This is a genomic window from Amycolatopsis sp. BJA-103, from assembly GCF_002849735.1.
GTDB lineage: Bacteria > Actinomycetota > Actinomycetes > Mycobacteriales > Pseudonocardiaceae > Amycolatopsis.
This window is the reverse complement of the sequence record NZ_CP017780.1, coordinates 6,735,376-6,754,755: the sequence shown is the minus strand read 5'-3', so window position 1 is coordinate 6,754,755 and position 19,380 is coordinate 6,735,376. Positions and strand designations below refer to the sequence as shown.

Genomic DNA, 19,380 nt, shown 5'->3' with positions numbered 1-19,380 from the left:
CGCACTTTTCCCGGTGACGCGTCCCCCTCGGCCGCCGGTAACCTCGTCCGCATGGCCAATCCCACCGGAGAGCAGTTCGAGATCACCCGCGGCAACGCGCGCGCCGTCATCACCGAGATCGGCGCCGGGTTGCGCGCGTTCGAGGTCGGCGGGGTGCCGTACGTCGAGGCTTTCGCCGAGGACGAGAAGCCGCCGAAGGGTGCCGGGCAGGTCCTGTTGCCCTGGCCGAACCGCACCAAGGGCGGCCAGTGGGTCCACCAGGGTGAAAAGCAGCAGCTCCCGATCACCGAGGAGGCTCGCGGCAACGCGATCCACGGCCTGACCCGGCACGAGGAGTGGGAACTGCTCGAACACGCGGAGTCGTCGATCACCCTGGCCGTCGACGTCCCGGCGCAGGAGGGCTGGCCGGTACCGCTGCGCGCGACGATCACCTACGAGATCTCACCACGCGAGCTGGTCGTGACGCACGAGATCCGCAACGAGGGCGAGAGCCCCATCGGCGTCGGGCTCGGCACTCACCCCTACTTCCGCATCGGTGACGTGCCCACCGACGAGCTGACCCTGACGCTGCCCGCGAGCCGCGTCCGGCCGTACCTGGGCGACGAGCAGATGCCGTACGCCGACGAGCAGGACGTCGAGGGGACCGAGTACGACTTCCGGCACGGCAAGGTGCTCGAAGGCGTCGACCTGGACACGGCGTTCGGCGGCCTGAGCGTCGCCGAGGACGGCAACCACAACCACGTCCTCTCGCACGGCGAGCAGGAGCTGGTGGTCTGGGCGGGGCCGGACTTCCACTGGGCGCAGGTGTTCACGCCGGACGACCTGGTCGGCCGCGGCCGGGCGGTGGCGATCGAGCCGATGACCTGCCCCGCCGACGCGCTCAACACCGGTACCGACCTGATCGACCTGGAGCCCGCCTCCTCGTGGACCGGGAGCTGGGGAATCCGGGTCCGCTGATGACGTCGCCGCTCCGGCTGGGCCCCGTGGACGCGGGTGAAACGCTCACACTGCAGCGCGCGGCCTACGTGCCGGAGGCGAGGACGCACCGAAACCTGGACCTCCCGCCGCTGCTGGAGACCTTCGAACAAGCCGAGGAGGCCCTGGGCGATCCTGCGTGTTTCGCCTGGGGCACCAGGGAATCCGGACGGCTGGTGGCGAGCGTCCGGATCGTCGTGGACGGCGAGGCCGGTCTTGTCGGCAGGCTCATCGTGGCCCCGGACAGGCAGGGCCACGGGCTCGGCAGCTCGTTGCTGCTCGCCGCCGAAGCGGCCATGCCGGAGTCGGTGACCGTGTTCCGCCTGTTCACGGGAGAGCGGAGTATCGGTCCGCTGCGGATGTACTCGAAGCTCGGCTACGTCGAAACGCACCGGACGCCCGAGGCGGACTACGAGCTGGTCCACTTTGAAAAGCCCCGTGTGGTTCCCGGCGGCCCAGTTCGTTAGCGTGTCAAAGTATGTCGAACAAAGCACTGGTCAAGGCCATCGTCGGTGGTTACGTCGTCCCGGTCGACGGTGATCCCATCGACGGCGGCACGGTCCTCATCGAGAACGGGAAGATCGCCGCTGTCGGCACCGCCGCCGACGTCGAGGTCCCCGAAGACGCCGAACTGATCGACGCCGCGGGCACCTGGGTGCTGCCCGGGTTCATCGACGCGCACGCCCACCTCGGCGTCCACGAGGACGGCGAAGGCTGGTCGGGCAACGACACCAACGAGATGACCGACCCCAACGGCGCGCGGTTCCGGGCGATCGACGGGATCGACCCGTACGAGCCCGGTTTCGACGACGCGCTGGCAGGCGGCGTCACCAGCGTCGTGATCAAGCCCGGCTCCGGGAACCCCATCGGCGGGCAGACGATCGGCGTCAAGACCTGGGGCCGGACCGTGCTCGACATGATCTTCGCCGAGAGCGTCAGCGTGAAGAGCGCGCTCGGCGAGAACCCGAAGCGGGTCTACGGCGAGAAGAAGCAGACGCCGTCGACCAGGCTCGGCGTCGCGTCGACCATCCGCGACGCGTTCACCGCCGCGCGCAACTACGCCGCCAAGCGCGACCACGCCGCCGGTGAGGGCAAGCCGTTCGACGTCGACCTGACCAAGGAGACCCTGGCCAGGGTCCTGGACGGCGAGCTGTACTGGGACCAGCACGTCCACCGTGCCGACGACATGGTCACCGCGATCCGGCTGGCGGACGAGTTCGGCTACAAACTGGTGATCAACCACGGCACCGAAGGGCATCTGATCGCGGACCTGCTCGCCGAGCGCGACGTGCCGGTGATCCTCGGCCCGCTGTTCACCACCAAGTCCAAAGTGGAACTGCGCAACCGCACCCTGCGCGCGCCCGGCATCCTCGCCAGGGCGGGCGTGCGGATCGCGATCACCACGGACCACCCGGTCGTGCCGATCAACTTCCTGGTGTACCAGGCGGCGCTGTCGGTCAAGGACGGCCTCGACCCGGAGACCGCGCTGAAGGCGCTGACCGTCAACCCGGCCGCGATGCTGGACCTCGACGACCAGGTCGGTTCGCTGAAGCCGGGTCTCGACGCCGACGTGGTCCTCTGGTCGGGTGACCCGCTGGACGTGATGAACCGCGCCATGCGGGTGTTCGTGCGCGGACGCGAGGTCTACCACTTCGACGAGGAGGCCGGGGTCGGCGTCACCGAGGAGCGCCGGTACCGCGAAAGCTGACTTCGCCCTTGTCAGAGGTGAGTGACCTGTGCTCTCATGTGTTACATATGGGGAGGGCTTGTAACACATGAAGCGCTGGGTTTTCGTCCTGATCGTCGGTATCGGGTTCTTGGTCGTCACTTTGCTGTTCTCGCGCGAGAACCCGGATCTCATCAAATGCGGCGGCAAGATCATGTCGCCCGGTGACGTCTGCGAGACCACGAAGAACGGCCGCAGTACCGGCGAGGACACCTACGCCGAAATGAAGGCCGCGGCCGAATCCCGTGCGGAGACGTTCCGGAACCACGGGGTCTGGATGGCCGGGGTCGGGGTCGCGCTGACCGGCTTGGGCGCGACGATGGTCATCCGCGGGAAGCGGCGCAAGGCGCGTGACCTCGTCGCCGCCGCGGCTCAGCAGGGATTCCCGCAGCAGCAGGCATTCCAGCAGCCGCACGGCGCTCAGGCTGCCCCGGGATACCCGCCGGGGCAGCCCGGGCCTCAGTGGCAGCCCGTGCCGGGTCAGCAGCCTTATCCGCCGCAGGCGGGGTGGCCGCAGCAACAGCACCAGCAGCAACCAGGCGGCCCGCCGCAGCAGTTCGGCCCACCGCCGCAGCAGTTCGGTCCGCGAGGGTACTGACGAGGCGCTCCCATACGGTCCTGGCGCGCGTTGTCTCGCGGACTTGCGGCAGTCAGGAAAGCAGCCGGTCGAGGTCCAGTTTGACAGGGAACGGCTCGCCGGCCTGGAAGACGCCCGTCGCGGCGGGCGCGTCCTGATACCCCAGTTCGCCCGCCTGGTGACAGGCGACGAGCGAGATGGGCTCGCTGAGATCGACGATCCAGTAATGCGGAATCCCCGCGTCGGCGTACTCGCCGTGCTTGGTCACGTAGTCGGTGCGCTTCGAGCCCGGCGACACGATCTCGACCACTACGACGACGTCGTCCGCGTGGTACATCGTGTCTTCCGCGTCGATCCGCTCTCCCGCTTCGCGCAGGGCGATGATCAGATCCGGGCGTCGGGCGAAACCTGGCTCGCCAGGGGAAACCAGTCCCAGGTCGACGTCGATGTCCTGGATGAATTCGAGGTGTTCGGGCAGCTGTGCTTCCAGTTGCCTCGCCAAGGCGTACAACGCCTTGTTGTGTCTCCTCTTGGGGCTCGGCGACATGACGAGGCGGCCTTCCACGAGCTCGGTGAATCCCGAATCGGGCTCACCGAGCGCCGCGTACTCCGCGACGGACAGCAGGTGCTCCGGGATGGCCCACCCTGCTTCACCATGCGACCCGGTCGTGGAATGGGGAAGGGCTGTCACAGCGTCTCCTCACGTCATCCACAGTGTCTCACGGCCAGATGGTGACCACTGGTGATCATAGCACCACGAAGGGTCAGGATTTCCGCAGTTCCCGCGCGATCACCATGCGCTGGATCTGGTTGGTGCCCTCGAAGATCTGCGGCACCTTCGCCTCCCGCATGTACCGCTCCACCGGGAAGTCCTTCGTGTAGCCGGCGCCGCCGAGGACCTGCACCGCGTCGGTGGTCACCTTCATCGCGCCGTCGGTCGCGACGAGTTTCGCGATCGACGCCTGCCGCTGGAACGGCAGCCCGCGGTCGCGGCGGCGGGCCGCGTCGAGGTACATCGCGCGCGACGTCTCGACGGTCGCGGCCATGTCGGCCAGCAGGAACTCCAGGCCCTGGAACTCGATGATCGGCCGCCCGAACTGCGTGCGGCCCTTCGCGTACTCGAGGGCCTCGTCCAGCGCGGCCTGCGCGAGCCCGACGGCGCACGCGGCGATGCCCAGCCGTCCGGAGCTGAGCGACGACAGCGCGATCTTCAGCCCTTGGCCCTCTTCGCCGATCCGCCGCTCGGAGTCGACGATGGCGTCCTCGAACATCAGCTGCGCGGTGGTCGACCCGGTGAGGCCCATCTTCCGCTCGGGCGGCGCGGCCGAGAGACCCGGAGTCGACGCGTCGACGAGCAGGCAGGTGATGCCCTGTCCGCCGTCGTCGCTCGTGCGCACCATGGTCGTGTAGAAGTCGGCCTCGCCCGCATGGGTGATCCACGCCTTCGTGCCGTTCACGACGTACTGGTCGCCTTCGAGCCGCGCGCGGGTCGAAAGGGCTGCGGCGTCGGAGCCGGCGTGGGTCTCCGAAAGGGCGTACGCGCCGAGCAGATCACCCTCCAGCATGTCGGGCAGCCAGCGATCGCGCTGCGCGTCGGTGCCTTCGTGCGCCAGCGCGAAGCAGGACATCGTGTGCACGGAGAGCCCGACGCCGACGGACATCCACGCGGCCGCGATCTCCTCGAGAACCTGCAGGTAGACCTCGTACGGCAGGTCGCCGCCGCCCCAGCGTTCCGCGTAGGGGAGGCCGAGCAGGCCCGCCTGCCCGAGCAGCCGGAACTGTTCACGCGGGAAGTGCGCGGTCTCTTCGTACTTGCTCGCGATCGGAGCGAGTTCCTCGCGTGCGATCTCCTTGGCCAGGTCGATCAGATCCTGGGCCTCGGTGCTGGGCAGCAGACGGTCCGCCGGCATGGCTCCTCCGAGCTGAGCTGTACTAAAAACAGTACTGTGGGCTGATTCAGCGTACAGTAGAAGGCGCTGAGGGGATACCGTCCGCGTAAGGGATAGTGATCCGATGACCGAGAGCAAGACCCGGCGCCGCCAGCCCACCGCGCGTCAGCGAGCGTTGCTTTCGGAGCTCGAAGCCCTCTTCCTCGCCGAGGGGTTCTCCCAGTTCACGCTGGACGACCTCGCCGCCAGGCTCCACTGCTCGAAGTCGACCCTCTACGCGCTCGCCCCCAGCAAGGAGCAGCTCGCGGTCAAGGTCGTCGCCCACTTCTTCAAGGGTGCCGCCGAGCTGCTGGAGGAGCGGATCGCCGGGATCGACGACGCCCGCAAGATCCTCGGGGAGTACCTCGCCGGGATCTCCGAATACCTGAATCGCGCCTCGGCCGCTTTCATGACCGACATCGCCGAATTCGCCCCGGCGCGGGACGCGTATCAGCTCAACAGCCGCGCCGCGGCCCAGCGGATCCGGTCGTTCATCGATCGCGGCGTCACCGATGGTGTTTTCCGCGAGGTGCACGCGCGGCTGATCGCGGAAATGGCGGGGTTGATCATCGAGGGAATCCAGACCGGCGTGGTCGGCCAGCGCGCCGGGGTGACCGACGCCGAGGCGTTCACCGCGCTGTCGGAACTCCTACTCGGAGGCCTCGCCCCGAAAATGTCTTGAAATGACAATTCTGGTGGGATTACCACCGTCTCGGCTAGCATCGCGCCCGTGATCGTCGTGGGTGGAGAGGCGCTGGTCGACCTCGTTCCTGGTGAACCGTTGGATTCCACTGTGGACGGTGGGCTGCGCGCCCTGCTGCCCCGGATGGGTGGTGGTCCGTACAACGTCGCGCTCGCCGCCGGGCGCCTCGGTGTCCCGACGGGCTTCTTCTCGCGTGTCTCCAATGACCGTTTCGGTGCCGCGCTGGTGGACCGGCTGCACGCCTCCGGGGTCGACACCGCCTTGCTGCAGCGGGGAAACGAGCCGACGACGCTCGCCGTCGTCGCGCTCGACGAGAAGGGCTCCGCGCAATACACCTTCTACACCGAGGGCACCGCGGACAGGCTGGTCGGCGATCCCGGCGCGCTGCCGGAAAATGTGACGGCGCTCTCGCTCGGCACGCTTGGCATGGTCCTGGAACCGGGTGCGAGCACGTACGAAACCATGTTGCGCCGCGAAGCCGCCCGGGGTGTCCTGACCGTCCTCGACCCGAACATCCGGGCGGCGCTGATCACCGATCCGGCGGCGTACCGGGCGAGGTTCGAGTCCTGGCTGCCGCATGTCCGGCTGCTCAAGATCTCCGACGACGACACGGAATGGCTCGCCGAAGGCGCCGATCCGGTCGACGCCGCAAAGGTCTGGACCTCTGCCGGGGTCGACGCCGTGGTGCTCACCCGCGGCGCGCAAGGGTTGTCCGTCATCACACGGGCGGGCGAAATCGCTCAGGTCCCGTCACGCCGTGTCGCCGTTGTCGACACGATCGGCGCCGGTGACACCGTGCAAGGCGCGCTGCTGGCATGGCTGTACTCGAACGGGGTGCGCGACGTGTCCACTCTCGACGCCGATGGCTGGCGTTCGGCGCTCGAATTCGCGGCGAAAGCGGCGTCGATCACCGTCTCGCGGAGTGGGGCGGAACCGCCGACGGCCGAAGATATGGCATCCGCCGTGTGAACCTGGTCCCAAAGGGGCTGTTGTGAGCAACTCACCCGCTGCGCGTTGACCCCATTCTCGACTAGCGTGGTGGGGAATTCATACCCCAGCGGGGCGGTGTGCAGCGAGGCCATGGGTCACGCGCGTGAAAGAGGGCGTACCTGTGGAACCTACAGGCGCCGCCGGCCCGTGCTGAACGTGAGAGGGACTTACATGTCCGACGCGACGACGGCTGCGGGGCAGTCCGGCGAGACCGCGACGCTGCGCCTGCCCAATGGCGAGCACGAGTTCAAGGTGATCCACCCGGTCGAGGGTGCGCCTGGGATCGAGCTGGGGAAGCTGCTGGCGACGACCGGGTACATCACCCACGACCCGGGGTTCGTGAACACCGGTGCCGCGTCTTCGGCCATCACCTACATCGACGGTGACGCCGGCATCCTGCGCTACCGCGGCTACCCGATCGAGCAGCTGGCCGGGAAGTCGACCTTCATCGAGGTCTCCTACCTACTCATCTACGGCGAGCTGCCGACCCAGACGCAGCTGGCGGAGTTCACCGAGAAGATCCAGCGCCACACCCTGCTGCACGAAGACCTCAAGGCCTTCTTCAGCGGCTTCCCGCGCGACGCGCACCCGATGCCGGTGCTCTCCAGCGCGGTATCGGCGCTGTCGACCTTCTACCAGGACTCGCTCAACCCGTTCGACGAACCGAACGTGGAGCTGTCCACCATCCGCCTGCTGGCCAAGGTCCCGACCCTGGCCGCGTACGCGTACAAGAAGTCCGTCGGGCAGCCGCTGCTGTACCCGGACAACTCGCTCGGCCTGGTCGAGAACTTCCTGCGGATGACCTTCGGCTTCCCGGCCGAGCCCTACGAGGTCGACCCGGACGTCGCCAAGGCGCTCGACCTGCTGTTCATCCTGCACGCCGACCACGAGCAGAACTGCTCCACCTCGACCGTGCGCCTCGTCGGCTCCTCCGAGGCGAACCTGTTCGCCTCGATCTCGGCGGGCATCAACGCGCTCTTCGGCCCGCTGCACGGTGGCGCCAACAGCGCGGTGCTGGACATGCTCGAGGGCATCCAGGCCGAGGGCGGCGACGTCGCGAACTTCGTCACCCGCGTGAAGAACAAGGAAAAGGGTGTCCGCCTGATGGGCTTCGGGCACCGGGTCTACAAGAACTACGACCCGCGCGCGAAGATCATCAAGAACACCGCGGACGAGATCCTCTCCAAGCTCAAGGGTGGCGACGAGCTGCTCGACATCGCGAAGAAGCTGGAAGAGACCGCGCTCTCGGACGACTACTTCATCGAGCGGAAGCTGTACCCGAACGTCGACTTCTACACCGGCCTGATCTACCGGGCGCTCGGCTTCCCGACTAAGTACTTCACCGTGCTGTTCGCGCTCGGCCGCCTGCCGGGCTGGATCGCGCACTGGCGCGAGATGATCCAGGACCCGGCCACCAAGATCGGCCGCCCGCGGCAGATCTACACCGGCTCCGCGGAGCGCGACTACACGCCGATCTCGGAGCGCTGATCCCGGCTCCGGCAAGCGCTATGAAAGGCCCGTTACTTGCAAATTTTGCAAGTAACGGGCCTTTCATAGCATCCGGGACTGCACACCCCGGCGGCACCGCTTAGGGTTTCCCGGGTGACCAGAGAAGCCCCCGTAGTGCTGTGGTTCCGCCGCGACCTCCGCCTAGGCGACCACGCCGCCCTGCTGGAAGCCTCGAAGCACAGCAAGCACGTTCTCGCGCTGTACGTCCTCGACGACGCGCTCCTCAAACCTTCCGGCGCCCCGCGCGTCGCGTTCCTGCACGGCTGTCTCGAGGCGCTGGACGACCAGCTCGGCGGGCGGCTCATGCTCGTCAAGGGCGACCCGGTCAAGGAGGTCGTCAAGGCGGCCCGCGAGATCGGTGCCTCGGCCGTGCACGTCAGCGCGGACACCGGGCCGTACGGCCGCCGCCGCGACGACGAGGTCAAGAAAGCCTTGGCGGAGCACGACATCGCGTGGACCGAGACGGGATCCTCGTACGCGATCACGCCCGGCCGGGTCACCAAGCCGGACGGCGACCCCTATCGCGTGTTCACCCCGTTCTACCGCGCGTGGGTGCGCCACGGCTGGCCGCGCCCCGCGGACACCGGGAAGGACATGGTGGACTGGGTGGAGCCGCCGCGTTCGGTCAAGCTCCCGAAATCCCCTTCGCTCAAGGGAATGGAGCTGCCGGAGCCCGGCGAGAAGGCGGCGCTGGAGCGCTGGCACGAGTTCCTGGACGACGGCCTCGAGACCTACGACGAAGACCGCGACCGTCCGGATCGCCCCGGGACGACCAAAATTTCGCCGTATCTGCGGTGGGGTTGTGTTCACCCTCGTACCTTGCTGGCGGACCTCGCCGGGAACGAGGGGTCCGGCGCGCAGTCTTTGCGCGGCGAGTTCGCGTGGCGCGAGTTCCACGCCGACGTCCTGTTCCATCGCCCCGAAACGGCGCGGAAGAATTACGATTCCCGCTTCGACGCCATGGAACACGAGAGCGACGACGAGGCTTTCAAACGGTGGTGCGAAGGGCGCACCGGATTCCCGATCGTCGACGCCGGGATGCGGCAGCTGCTCGCCGAGGGCTGGATGCACAACCGCGTCCGGATGATCGTGGCGAGTTTCCTGGTCAAGGACCTGCATCTGCCGTGGTGGCTCGGCGCGCGGTACTTCATGCGGCACCTGGTCGACGGCGATCTCGCGTCGAACCAGCTGAACTGGCAGTGGGTCGCGGGCAGCGGCACCGACGCCGCGCCGTACTTCCGGATCTTCAACCCGACCACGCAGGGCGAGAAGTTCGACCCGTCCGGCGAGTACGTCCGCCGCTACGTCCCTGAACTCCGCTCCGTGCAAGGGAAAGCCGTGCACAAACCGAAGGACGTCAAGGGCTACCCCGCGCCCATGGTCGACCACGCCCACGAACGCCAAGTCGCCCTGGAGCGCTACGGCGCCATCAAAGGCACCTGAACGCAGTGAAGGCCCCCTTCCCTCGATCAGCCGAGGGAAGGGGGCCTTCACGCGCGAAGCGGTTCAGCCCTTCAGGGCGTCGGTCAGCTTGATCCGGCTGCCGACCCGCAGGACGCTGTTCTGGTAGATCCGCGCGCCCAGCCAGGTGAACAGGGCGATGGCGCCCACGGTCAACCCGAGCGACAGCGCGATCTCCCACACCTCGACGGTCCCGGCCGCGATCCGGGCGGGCATCAGCACCGGCGACAGTAGCGGTACCAGGGAAAGGATCTTCGTGCCCGTGCCTTCCGGCGACTGTGCCAGCAGGTTGAACCCGACGACGAAGCCCAGGATCAGCACGATGTTGACCGGGCCGATCACCGACTGGGTGTCCTCCTGCCGGGAGACCAGCGAACCCATCGCGCCGTAGAGGATGGCGTACAACAGGAACCCGAGCAGGTACCACACCACGCCCCACAGCAGCGCGCTCGTCGCGACCCCGGACAGCGTCAGCACGTTGGTCGCCGACGCGACTATCAACCCGGCGCCGCCGATGATCACCAGCTGCGTCAGGCCGACCAGGCCGAGCCCGATCACCTTGCCCAGCAACAGATGCCATGGCCGGACGGTGGACAGCAGGATCTCCACGACCCGGCTGGACTTCTCTTCGACCACGCCTTGGGCGACCAGCGTCCCGTAGGTCACGATGCTCATGTACAGCAGCACCGCCACGATCAGCCCGATCACCATCCGCTGGGCCTTCTCCGGATCCGGCGGCTTGATCGAGTCGACCTCGACCTGGGTGTCGGTGACCGTGCGCATCACCTGCTCCGGGTTCTCCACGGCTTCGGAAAGCTTGCCGTTGAGCACTTCCTGCTGTGAGACGCCGGTCAGCAGGGCACGCAGCTTGTTGTCCAATTCGGACTTGACGAGCACCTTCAGCTCGGTGGCGTTGCCGGACAGCAGCGCGTCGAGATCGCCGTTCTCGACCTGCGACCGGCCCTCCGCCGGATCGGCGACGGTGACGGTCTCGATCTTCTCGCCGACCGCCGCGCCCGCGGTCTGGAGCTGCTGCGCGATCCCGGCGGTCTGGCCGGTGAGCCCGATCTTGCTCTTGTCCTCGTTGCTGATCAGTGTGGACTGCAGCAGGACATAGCCCATCAGCATGACCAGCAGCACGGCGGTGCCGATCACGAAGGACCGGGTGCGCAGCCGCGTGTTCAGCTCACGTTTGGCGATGAGCCAGACAGCGCGCCAGGGTGAGACGGTGTTCATGCGGAAACTCCTTGTGCGGCCGGCTTCTCGGCGACGGCGTCGCGGAACAGCTCGGTCAGCGAACGCCTGCGTTTGCTGAATTCGGTGACCGGACCGGTGGCCAGTGCTGCGGCGAGCACGGCCTGATCGTCGGCGTGGGCTTCGAGTTCGAGGATCGTCGTCGGGCCGTTCTGCTCGGCCGACCGGACACCGGGAACGGCCGAAGCCCAGCCGGGCGAGGAGTGGGGCGCGGTGACGACGAGGCCGTTGCCCGCGTCCGCGGTCAGTTCTGCGACGGTGCCGGAGGCGACCATCCGTCCACTTCGGATGATGCCGACCCGGTCGCAGAGCCGCTCGACCAGATCGAGCTGGTGGCTGGAGAACACCACCGGCACCCCGGTCGCGGCCTTCTCGCGCAGCACCCCGCTCATCACGTCCACGGCCAGCGGGTCGAGGCCGGAGAACGGCTCGTCCAGCACCAGCACCGTCGGATCGTGCACCAGCGCGGCCGCGAGCTGCACCCGCTGCTGGTTGCCGAGGCTCAGTTTCTGGACCTCGTCCTTGCGGCGTTCGGTCAGCCCCAGCCGGGAGATCCAGTTCTCGGCGCTGCGGTGGGCGTCGTTGGCCGACATCCCGTGCAGTTCCGCGAGGTAGACCAGCTGCTCCAGCACCTTCATCTTCGGGTACAGCCCGCGTTCCTCCGGCATGTACCCGATATGCGTGCGGGTCTCGTGCGTGATCGGCGCGCCGCCGAGCCGCACCTCGCCGCCGTCGGCCGCCAGCACGCCGAGGACGATCCGCATCGTGGTGGTCTTGCCCGCCCCGTTGCTGCCGACGAACCCGAACAGCTCACCGGGCTGGACCTCGAAGCTCACCTCGTCCAGCGCGACCTTCGTGCCGTAACTCTTGGAGATCCGGTCGATCTCCAGCTTCCCCTCGCTCATTTCCACTTCCCCTCCTCGAAATACCGCACCAGCGCCGTGAAACCCCGGTGGACGCCGGAGACCGTGCGGTTTCGCTGGATCAGTCCGTCCAGCTTGACGTTGCTCACCACCGAAGTGGCCCGGTACACCAGGATCGCCCGCCCCGCCCCGGCGAGGACCCCACCGGCCACCAGCACGACGGCGACCATCCCGATGGACACCTTGTAGCGCTTCTTGTCCCCGGTCACGCCGGAGTCACCCCCTCGAAGTCGGTGTAGTCCTCGGGATCGTCGTCCGGCAGTTTCCACGCGAGCCAAAGTGCCGGCAGCGACGTCCCGAAGACGAGTAACGCCGCTGTCATCGCGGCCAGCAGGGAACCGGAATCCGGTCCGCCGGCCGCGTAGAGCCCATATCCGAGATCCACCACCATCAGCAGGCAGATCCCCTGGAAGGCGCTGTAGTGCGCCCTTCCGCGCAAGTGCAGTTCACGTTCGTCGAGATCGTTCGCCGCGGACCCGGGTCTGCCGACGGCCTTGCGCAGCACCGCCGCGGTGCCGACGCAGAGACACAGTCCGGGCCCCATCAGGCCGACGGCGAACCACAGCGTCGGCTCGCGGAGCAGGGCCGCCCCGGCGATCACGACGAGATGGCCGATCACGGCCGCGACGGCGAGGCGACGGCGGTCCGACCTGGTCCGGGTGACGGTCACCGGGTGCTCACCTCTTCGAAGTCCTGGAAATCCTCGGGATCGTCGTCCGGCAGCGACCAGCCGAGGATGACGGCGGCCAGCGTGGTGCCGGTGACCAGCAGTGCGGCACCCATCATCGCGCCGCGTCCGCCGCCGTCTTCGGTGCCGGAGACGATCAGGGCGTAGAACACGGCGACGACCATGAGCGCGACCAGCACCTGATAGCTGACGAAGGTGGCGCGATGGCGCCATTCCCGCTCACGCTCGTCGAGCCGGGTCGAGAACCCGCCGCTCATCTTGCCGGTGAGGATCCGCAGCAGGTAGTGGGCACCGCCGGCGAGTAAGGAACCGCCGAACCAGCCCACGAGGAAGACCAGGTCGGGCGCTGTCTTGAAGAAGACGGCGCCGGAGATCAGGAGCAGGTCACCCGCCACCACGAGCACGCTCAACGTCCTCCGCCGCTTCCGCGTGCGCCAGCCCGGCAGCCGCAGTGCCCGCTTGCGCTCCACTTCCTCCAGCCGTTCGAGCTGGCGTTCCCAGTACGCCGCCAGGCGTCCCCGCTTCTCGCTCATGTTCCCCCCTCCCGGTAGACCTGAGTGGACAGTGGCGTGAACGGTTCGCGGCTGAACACGGCCTCGACCGGGAGGTCGAACACCGCGCAGATGCGAAACGCCAGGTCCAGGCTCGGGTAGTGGTCCCCCCGTTCGAGCGCGCCGATGGTCTGCGGATTGACCTCGACCGCCGTCGCGAGGGCGGCCCTGCTCAGTCCGCGCTCCGCCCGGAGCACCGGAAGCCGGTTGTAGATCGGCAGCTCTTTGCCGCGTCTGACCGGGCTCATGGAACATACTGTTGCAAAAACCCAACGACTCGTCAAGTTTGGGGAGCTTCTCGCCGCATTTAGCGGACTAAATGCGCTGTCGGGCAGCGACGCACACCGGTGCGCCAAGCGTCGGACAGGTAGAGAAGGTCCCCTTCGTTACCTTCAGGGTAGGCAAGGAGGCCTTCACGGACCTTGGGAGATGCCGAGAGCCGAGCGTGTCGCGAAAGCCACTTTCGCGACGTCTGGTGTCCCGAAAGTGGCTTCGCGACATCCGGGGACGGGTTCTGGCGGGCGCTTCTCACCGCATTTAGCGGACCAAACGCGGTGTCAGACGAGTCCGGCGAGCGACTTGTCGACAAGCTCCTGGACGCGGGGACGGGCCGCTTCGGCCTCCGAAGTGACCAGGCCGAGCCGCGTGCGGCGCTCCAGGACGTCCTCGACGTCGAGCGCGCCTTCGTGCCGCACGGCCCACACGACCTCGGCCGCGCTGATCTCGGTGCCCGCGAACAGGGGAAGGCCCAGTTCTGGATCGACTTCGCCGAGCGCCGCGATCCGGGGTGCCTCGGTGCCGTACTTCGCGACCAGCCGGGCGGGAGCATCCACAGTGGACAGCCGATGCCGCGGGGTCGCGCCGAGCAGGGGGAGCCGGGACGTGGTCGACGGCCCGGCGCGGAGCCCGGACCGCTTCAAAGCGGCGTCGACGGCGTCCTCGGCCATCTTCCGGTACGTCGTCAGCTTGCCGCCGACGACGGTGAGCACGCCGTCGGCGCCGGTCACCACCGCGTGCTTGCGCGAGAGATCCGCGCTGCGCCCGCCGCCGCCTTCGACCAGGGGCCGCAGCCCGGCGAACGAGCCGTCGACGTCGGCGCGGGTCAGCTGGCGGGTGAACGCCGTCGACGCCACCTCCAGCAGGAAGTCCACATCGGACTCCGGCACGGACGGCACGCGCGGGACCGGGCCGTCGGTCGGCTCGTCGGTGACCCCGACGAACACGCGGCCGTCGGGTTGCGGCAGCAGGAAGACGAACCGGTTGTTCTCGCCGGGGACGGGCACGTTGACCGACGTCGCGCCGATCGGCGCCGACCCCGGAGCCAGGATCAGGTGTGAGCCGCGGGACGGCCGCAGCCGCACCGACTCCGCCAGTTCGCCCGCCCAGACGCCCGTCGCGTTGATCACCTGACCGGCGCGGATCTCCACTTCCTGTCCGGTGAGCCGGTCCCTGGCCAGTACCGAATCCGCGGCGAGCCGGAGCGCTTCGACCCTCGTCAGGATCTTCGCGCCGCGTGACGCCGCCGTGCGCGCGAGGTTCACCACGAGCCGGGCGTCGTCGGTCAGCGCGCCGTCGTAGGCCAGCAGCGCGCCGCGCAGACCTTGGGGAGACAGGCCGGGGGCGAGCGCGAGCGCCTCCGCGGCCGGGATCGACCTCGGCCGCGGCAGTACCGACGCCGGGGTGCCCGCCGCGCGGCGGAGGCCGTCACCGGCGACGAGGCCGGTCATGATGAACGCCTGCTGGCCGCGGGAGGTCTTGCGGTACATGGGGAACAGCTGCGGGATCGCCCTGGTGAGATGAGGCGCGGTGCGCGTCATGAGGATCCCGCGTTCGACGGCGCTCTCGTGCGCCAGCGCCAGGTCGCCCTTGGCGAGGTAGCGGAGCCCGCCGTGGACCAGCTTGCTGGACCAGCGCGAAGTCCCGTACGCCAGATCGTACGCCTCGATCAGGGCCACCGAGAGTCCGCGCGCGGCCGCGTCCAGCGCGATCCCGGCGCCGGTGACCCCGCCGCCGACGACCGCCAGATCGACCCGCTCACCGCCGTCGAGCGCCGCGAGTTCCCGCTCGCGTCGCAAAGCGTTGAGCGAGCCCGGCGTCATGGCCGCAGCGCCGCGTCGAGCACCTGGGCGAACTCCGCCATCAGGTCGTCTTCGTTCACATCCGCCGTCGCGGGACGGAAGGAGAACGCGAAGGACTGGATGAGCATCAACAGGGTGCGCGCCTGCGAAGGCAGGTCGCCCTTGCGGATCGAGCCGTCCTCCTGGCCCGACCGCAGCAGGTGCAGGATCACGCCTTCGGCGAACCGCTGGGTCTTCCCGAGCCGCTCGACGATGTAGGGCAGGACGAGTTCGGGGTCGAGGTCCAGCAGGGTGCGGAAAAGCGGGTCACCCGACAGCGCGGTGACGGCGGTGGTCGAGCTCCGCACGAGCCGCTCGCGGAAGTGGGCCGGTTCGTTCTCCGGTTCCGCGGCGCCTTGCAGCAGGCCGCCGAACTCGCGGGTCATGAGGGTCGCGAGCACGCTGCGCACGTCCGGGAAGCGGCGGTAGACGGTCATCCGGCTGACCTTCGCGGTGCGCGCGATCTCCGCGAGCGTGGTCCGCCTCACGCCGACGGCGAGCACGCACTTCTTCGCCGCGTCGAGCAGAACGTCGTCGGACACGCGTGTCGAGGCCTGGCGGGATCGGGTGTCCGCCAGCGCCGAGACGCCTGTTTCCGCAGGTGAGTGACGTTGTACGTCCATATGTAACACTGTAGTCGTGACGGAGCTTATTGACCACCGGTTAAGACGGTCCTGGACGCCGGAATCCGGTGACGCGGCCCACCTTCCGGCGAAGGCGTTGCGGTGGCTCGTCCAGCGTATCGGTCCGCTGGGTTCGGAGGCGCCTTTCGCGCCCGATTCGGCGCTTCCCGTTCCCGATTCGGCGCTCGGCGAACAGCCGAAACGTGACCTCGAGGAACTCGTCGGCGCGGAGAACGTCCTGGTGGCACCGGGGGAGCGGCTCGCGCGGGCGAGCGGTTTGTCCTATCTGGACCTGCTGCGGCGCCGGGGGTTCGGTGATTTTCCGGTGCCGGACGCCGTCGTCCTGCCGGAGAATCCCGGCGAAGTCCAGGCGGTACTGGAAATCTGCGCACGGCACGACGTCGGCGTCGTCCCGTTCGGCGGCGGGACGTCCGTGGTCGGCGGGGTTTCGGCGCTGCGCGGGGACAAGAGCGCGGTGATCGCGCTCGATCTCACCAGGCTCGGCGAGCTGGTCTCCGTCGACCCGGTGTCCCGGATCGCGGTCCTGCAGGCCGGGGTCACCGGGCCGGAGGCCGATCGGCTGCTCGCCGCGCACGGCTTCACTCTCGGGCACGTGCCCCAGTCCTACGAGCGCGCCACCATCGGCGGATACGCCGCGACCCGGTCCGCCGGGCAGGCCTCGTCGGGTTACGGCCGGTTCGAGGACATGGTTTCGGGCGTCCGGCTCGCGACCCCGCGTGGCGAATGGAAGCTCGGCGTCGCGCCGGCGTCGGCGGCCGGACCCGACCTGCGGCACCTCGCCATCGGCAGCGAAGGCGCGCTCGGCGTGATCACCGAGGTCGCCCTCCGCGTCCGTCCCGTGCCGGAGGTGCGCCGTTACGAGGGTTACGTCCTCGACGGCTGGGAGAACGGCACCGCGGCGGTCCGCGAACTCGCCCAGCGGCACGTGCTCGCGGACGTCACCCGACTGTCCGATGTGGACGAAAGCGAAGTTTCGCTGGCACTCAACGACAGCTGGAAGACCAAGGCGCTGCGCCGGTATCTCAAGGCGCGGGGGATCGCTCATCCCTGCCTGCTGATCGTCGGCTGGGAAGGCGCGTCGAAACGCGAGGTGGCCCGGCGCCGTCAGGACACCACCCGGGTGCTGGAGCCGTTCGGCGCCGTCCGCATCGGCGCGGCCCTCGGCGAATCCTGGCGCCGCGGCCGCTTTTCCGGGCCCCGGCAGCGTGACGCCCTGATGGACAAGGGTGTCTGCGTCGAAACCCTGGAGACGGCCGCGTACTGGGCGGAATTGAGCGACCTGCGCGACGCCGTCCGTGCCGCGCTCACCGCCACGCTCGGCCGGGCGATCATCATGTGCCACGTCTCGCACGCCTACGAAACGGGCGCGTCGCTGTACTTCACCGTGCTCACCGCCCGCGACGAGGCCGATCCGATCGGCCAGTGGCAGCGGGCGAAGGCCGCGGCTTCGGAGGCGATCACCGGGATCGGCACCATCTCGCACCACCACGCCGTCGGCGTCGACCACGCGCGCTATCTGGCGCCGGAAATCGGTGACATCGGCGTCGAGGTGCTGCGGGCGGCGAAGAAGGCCGTCGACCCGGCGGGGATCCTCAATCCCGGGAAGCTTCTTTGACCAGCGCCCCGGTGTCGATCAGCGTGCAGTCCAGGCCGTGCGTCTCGGCGGGGATCCCTTCCAGCGCCGCGGCCCGGCGCTGTTCGAGGTCGGCGACGCGGATGTGCCTGCCGTCCACCAGGATCGGCAGGCGGATGTCGGCGGCGCCGACATAGGCGACCACGTCGTCGAGCACGGTGCCGTCGTCGAGGGTGATGGCCGGGGCGGTCAGCCGCACCAGCCGGTAGCGCTGGCCGTTGCCCTCGCAGCGGTCGAGCACGGCGAGCTGATCGGGGGAAGCGAACCAGACTGAGTGCTCCTCGACGACGCCCGGGGCGGCGGCGAGCGTGGCCGGCCGCTGCCCGTCCCGGAACCGCAGGCCGGACGCCCACACCGCGGCGAGGTCGGTGCAGCGCGCGTGGCAGACGACGACGGGGCCCTCCAGGCCCATGTTCTTCCGCAGCCAGGTGATCTTGGACGGGCACGCGTTCGACCCGTAGGCGAGGACGGCCTGGCGTTCGCGCCAGCCCTCCGGCGCGGTGTCGAGGCTGTGCCCGGCGCCGTCGAAGTGGACGAACGAGTGACCCGGCCGCGCCCCCGGATACGGGTCGGCGGGGAAATCGGCGTCGGCGAAGAGTTTCACCACGTCACCACACTACGGAGGACGTCCCCGTGGTGCATGCGCTCGAAGGCCTGCTCGACGCCGTCCAGGGCGATCCGCTCGGTGACGAACTTGTCGAGCGGGAGCCTGCCCTGCAGATAGAGGTCGATCAGCATCGGGAAATCGCGTGAGGGCAGGCAATCGCCGTACCACGACGACTTGAGCGAGCCACCGCGCGAGAAGAAGTCGATCAGCGGCAGGTCCAGCCGCATGTCCGGGGTCGGAACGCCGACGAGCACGACCGTGCCCGCCAGATCGCGGCCGTAGAACGCCTGACGCCAGGTTTCCGGCCTGCCGACCGCGTCGATCACGACGTCCGCGCCGAAGGAATCGGTGAACTCCTGGATGGCTTCGACGACCTGGTCTTCGCTCAGTCCCTTGCTGTTCAGCGTGTGCGTCGCGCCGAAGCCCTTGGCCCAGTCCAGTTTCCGGTCGTCGGTGTCGACGGCGATGATGGTCTTCGCGCCGGCCAGGTTCGCCCCGGCGATGGCCGCGTCGCCGACCCCTCCGCAGCCGATGACCGCGACGGAATCGCCGCGTGCCACCGCCCCTGTGTTCAGCGCCGCGCCGAGACCGGCCATCACCCCGCAGCCGAGGAGCCCGGCGACCGCGGGTTCGGCGGCGGGGTCGACCTTCGTGCATTGTCCACTGTGGACGAGTGTCTTCTCGAGGAACGCCCCGACGCCGAGTGCGGGCGACAGGGCGGTGCCGTCGGCCAGTGTCATCGGTCGAGCGGCGTTGAACGTGGAGAAGCAGTACCAGGGCTTGCCCCGGCGGCAGGCGCGGCAGGTGCCGCAGACCGCGCGCCAGTTCAGGATCACGTAGTCACCCGGTTCGAGATCCGTGACGCCGTCACCGACGGCCTCCACGAATCCCGCGGCCTCGTGGCCGAGCAGGAACGGGAACTCGTCGTTGATCCCGCCCTCGCGGTAGTGCAGGTCGGTGTGGCAGACGCCGCACGCCTTGACCGCGACGACGGCCTCACCGGGCCCGGGATCGGGCACCGTCACGGACTCCAGTGAGACCGGTTCACCTTTGGCTCGGGAAACGACGCCCTGGACCTCGTACGGCATGCTTAC

21 protein-coding genes are annotated in these 19,380 nt (G+C 68.7%); 9 read left to right on the top strand and 12 right to left on the bottom strand.

The annotated features are described in order from the left end of the window. The first annotated feature begins 51 nt into the window (after positions 1-51). The 4 genes from BKN51_RS29840 (at position 52) to BKN51_RS29825 (ending at position 3,299) form a co-directional block, all read left to right on the top strand. Positions 52-957 (top strand): aldose 1-epimerase family protein, encoded by a 906-nt coding sequence (locus BKN51_RS29840; RefSeq protein WP_101610802.1) that lies wholly within the window; start codon positions 52-54, stop codon positions 955-957. Further along, on the top strand, positions 957-1,442 hold the full coding sequence (locus BKN51_RS29835) for a GNAT family N-acetyltransferase (protein ID WP_233222942.1): 486 nt from the start codon (positions 957-959) through the stop codon (positions 1,440-1,442). The genes BKN51_RS29840 and BKN51_RS29835 overlap by 1 nt, the downstream gene beginning before the upstream one ends. Positions 1,443-1,453: 11 nt before the next feature. After that, the gene (locus BKN51_RS29830; protein WP_174720466.1) at positions 1,454-2,683 is read left to right on the top strand and encodes an amidohydrolase; all 1,230 of its coding nucleotides are present in this window, start codon (positions 1,454-1,456) and stop codon (positions 2,681-2,683) included. 67 nt (positions 2,684-2,750) lie between these two features. Then, entirely contained in the window at positions 2,751-3,299 is a 549-nt protein-coding gene (locus tag BKN51_RS29825; RefSeq protein ID WP_101610800.1) for a hypothetical protein, read from the top strand. A 52-nt stretch (positions 3,300-3,351) separates the two neighbouring features. Here BKN51_RS29825 and BKN51_RS29820 read toward each other — a convergent pair whose 3' ends face one another. Both BKN51_RS29820 and BKN51_RS29815 read right to left on the bottom strand, forming a co-directional pair. Beyond that, on the bottom strand, positions 3,352-3,969 hold the full coding sequence (locus BKN51_RS29820; RefSeq protein WP_101610799.1) for a Uma2 family endonuclease: 618 nt from the start codon (positions 3,967-3,969) through the stop codon (positions 3,352-3,354). 73 nt (positions 3,970-4,042) lie between these two features. Further along, entirely contained in the window at positions 4,043-5,188 is a 1,146-nt protein-coding gene (locus BKN51_RS29815) for an acyl-CoA dehydrogenase family protein (protein ID WP_101610798.1), read from the bottom strand. A 103-nt stretch (positions 5,189-5,291) separates the two neighbouring features. On the opposite strand from BKN51_RS29815, the gene BKN51_RS29810 reads away from it, so the two are divergent. The 4 genes from BKN51_RS29810 (at position 5,292) to BKN51_RS29795 (ending at position 9,851) form a co-directional block, all read left to right on the top strand. Then, the gene (locus tag BKN51_RS29810; protein WP_101610797.1) at positions 5,292-5,888 is read left to right on the top strand and encodes a TetR/AcrR family transcriptional regulator; all 597 of its coding nucleotides are present in this window, start codon (positions 5,292-5,294) and stop codon (positions 5,886-5,888) included. A 48-nt stretch (positions 5,889-5,936) separates the two neighbouring features. Then, positions 5,937-6,878, top strand: coding sequence for a carbohydrate kinase family protein (locus BKN51_RS29805; protein ID WP_101610796.1), 942 nt, complete (start codon positions 5,937-5,939; stop codon positions 6,876-6,878). A 192-nt stretch (positions 6,879-7,070) separates the two neighbouring features. Further along, positions 7,071-8,387: a citrate synthase gene (locus BKN51_RS29800; protein ID WP_101610795.1), complete on the top strand. Its 1,317-nt coding sequence runs from the start codon at positions 7,071-7,073 to the stop codon at positions 8,385-8,387. Between the two features lie 114 nt (positions 8,388-8,501). Next, positions 8,502-9,851, top strand: coding sequence for a cryptochrome/photolyase family protein (locus tag BKN51_RS29795; RefSeq protein ID WP_101610794.1), 1,350 nt, complete (start codon positions 8,502-8,504; stop codon positions 9,849-9,851). A gap of 63 nt (positions 9,852-9,914) precedes the next feature. Here the strand turns inward: BKN51_RS29795 and BKN51_RS29790 are convergent, their stop codons facing one another. The 8 genes from BKN51_RS29790 to BKN51_RS29755 all read right to left on the bottom strand — a co-directional run bounded on the left by BKN51_RS29790 (position 9,915) and on the right by BKN51_RS29755 (position 15,944). After that, a complete protein-coding gene (locus tag BKN51_RS29790; protein ID WP_101610793.1) occupies positions 9,915-11,105 on the bottom strand; it encodes an ABC transporter permease in 1,191 nt (396 codons plus the stop codon). Next, positions 11,102-12,028: an ABC transporter ATP-binding protein gene (locus tag BKN51_RS29785; RefSeq protein WP_101610792.1), complete on the bottom strand. Its 927-nt coding sequence runs from the start codon at positions 12,026-12,028 to the stop codon at positions 11,102-11,104. The genes BKN51_RS29790 and BKN51_RS29785 overlap by 4 nt, the downstream gene beginning before the upstream one ends. Continuing rightward, positions 12,025-12,255, bottom strand: a complete 231-nt coding sequence (locus BKN51_RS29780) for a hypothetical protein (protein ID WP_101610791.1) — start codon at positions 12,253-12,255, stop codon at positions 12,025-12,027. Before BKN51_RS29780 ends, BKN51_RS29785 begins: the two co-directional genes overlap by 4 nt. After that, entirely contained in the window at positions 12,252-12,716 is a 465-nt protein-coding gene (locus BKN51_RS29775) for a hypothetical protein (protein WP_101610790.1), read from the bottom strand. Before BKN51_RS29775 ends, BKN51_RS29780 begins: the two co-directional genes overlap by 4 nt. After that, the gene (locus BKN51_RS29770) at positions 12,713-13,267 is read right to left on the bottom strand and encodes a hypothetical protein (RefSeq protein WP_101610789.1); all 555 of its coding nucleotides are present in this window, start codon (positions 13,265-13,267) and stop codon (positions 12,713-12,715) included. Before BKN51_RS29770 ends, BKN51_RS29775 begins: the two co-directional genes overlap by 4 nt. Continuing rightward, complete coding sequence (locus BKN51_RS29765; RefSeq protein ID WP_005155992.1) at positions 13,264-13,533, bottom strand: helix-turn-helix transcriptional regulator; 270 nt, start codon at positions 13,531-13,533, stop codon at positions 13,264-13,266. The genes BKN51_RS29770 and BKN51_RS29765 overlap by 4 nt, the downstream gene beginning before the upstream one ends. Positions 13,534-13,842: 309 nt before the next feature. Further along, entirely contained in the window at positions 13,843-15,384 is a 1,542-nt protein-coding gene (locus BKN51_RS29760; RefSeq protein WP_101610788.1) for a glycerol-3-phosphate dehydrogenase/oxidase, read from the bottom strand. Beyond that, entirely contained in the window at positions 15,381-15,944 is a 564-nt protein-coding gene (locus tag BKN51_RS29755) for a TetR/AcrR family transcriptional regulator (protein WP_101610787.1), read from the bottom strand. Before BKN51_RS29755 ends, BKN51_RS29760 begins: the two co-directional genes overlap by 4 nt. Before the next feature lie 97 nt (positions 15,945-16,041). Here BKN51_RS29755 and BKN51_RS29750 point away from each other — a divergent pair, with 97 nt between their 5' ends. After that, positions 16,042-17,661: an FAD-binding oxidoreductase gene (locus BKN51_RS29750; RefSeq protein WP_174720465.1), complete on the top strand. Its 1,620-nt coding sequence runs from the start codon at positions 16,042-16,044 to the stop codon at positions 17,659-17,661. On the opposite strand, the gene BKN51_RS29745 is transcribed toward BKN51_RS29750, so the two are convergent. Further along, positions 17,639-18,286: a gamma-glutamylcyclotransferase family protein gene (locus tag BKN51_RS29745; protein ID WP_101610786.1), complete on the bottom strand. Its 648-nt coding sequence runs from the start codon at positions 18,284-18,286 to the stop codon at positions 17,639-17,641. The two genes, BKN51_RS29750 and BKN51_RS29745, sit on opposite strands and share 23 nt — an antisense overlap. Next, a complete protein-coding gene (locus BKN51_RS29740; RefSeq protein WP_101610785.1) occupies positions 18,280-19,374 on the bottom strand; it encodes an S-(hydroxymethyl)mycothiol dehydrogenase in 1,095 nt (364 codons plus the stop codon). The genes BKN51_RS29745 and BKN51_RS29740 overlap by 7 nt, the downstream gene beginning before the upstream one ends. Positions 19,375-19,380 lie beyond the last annotated feature (6 nt).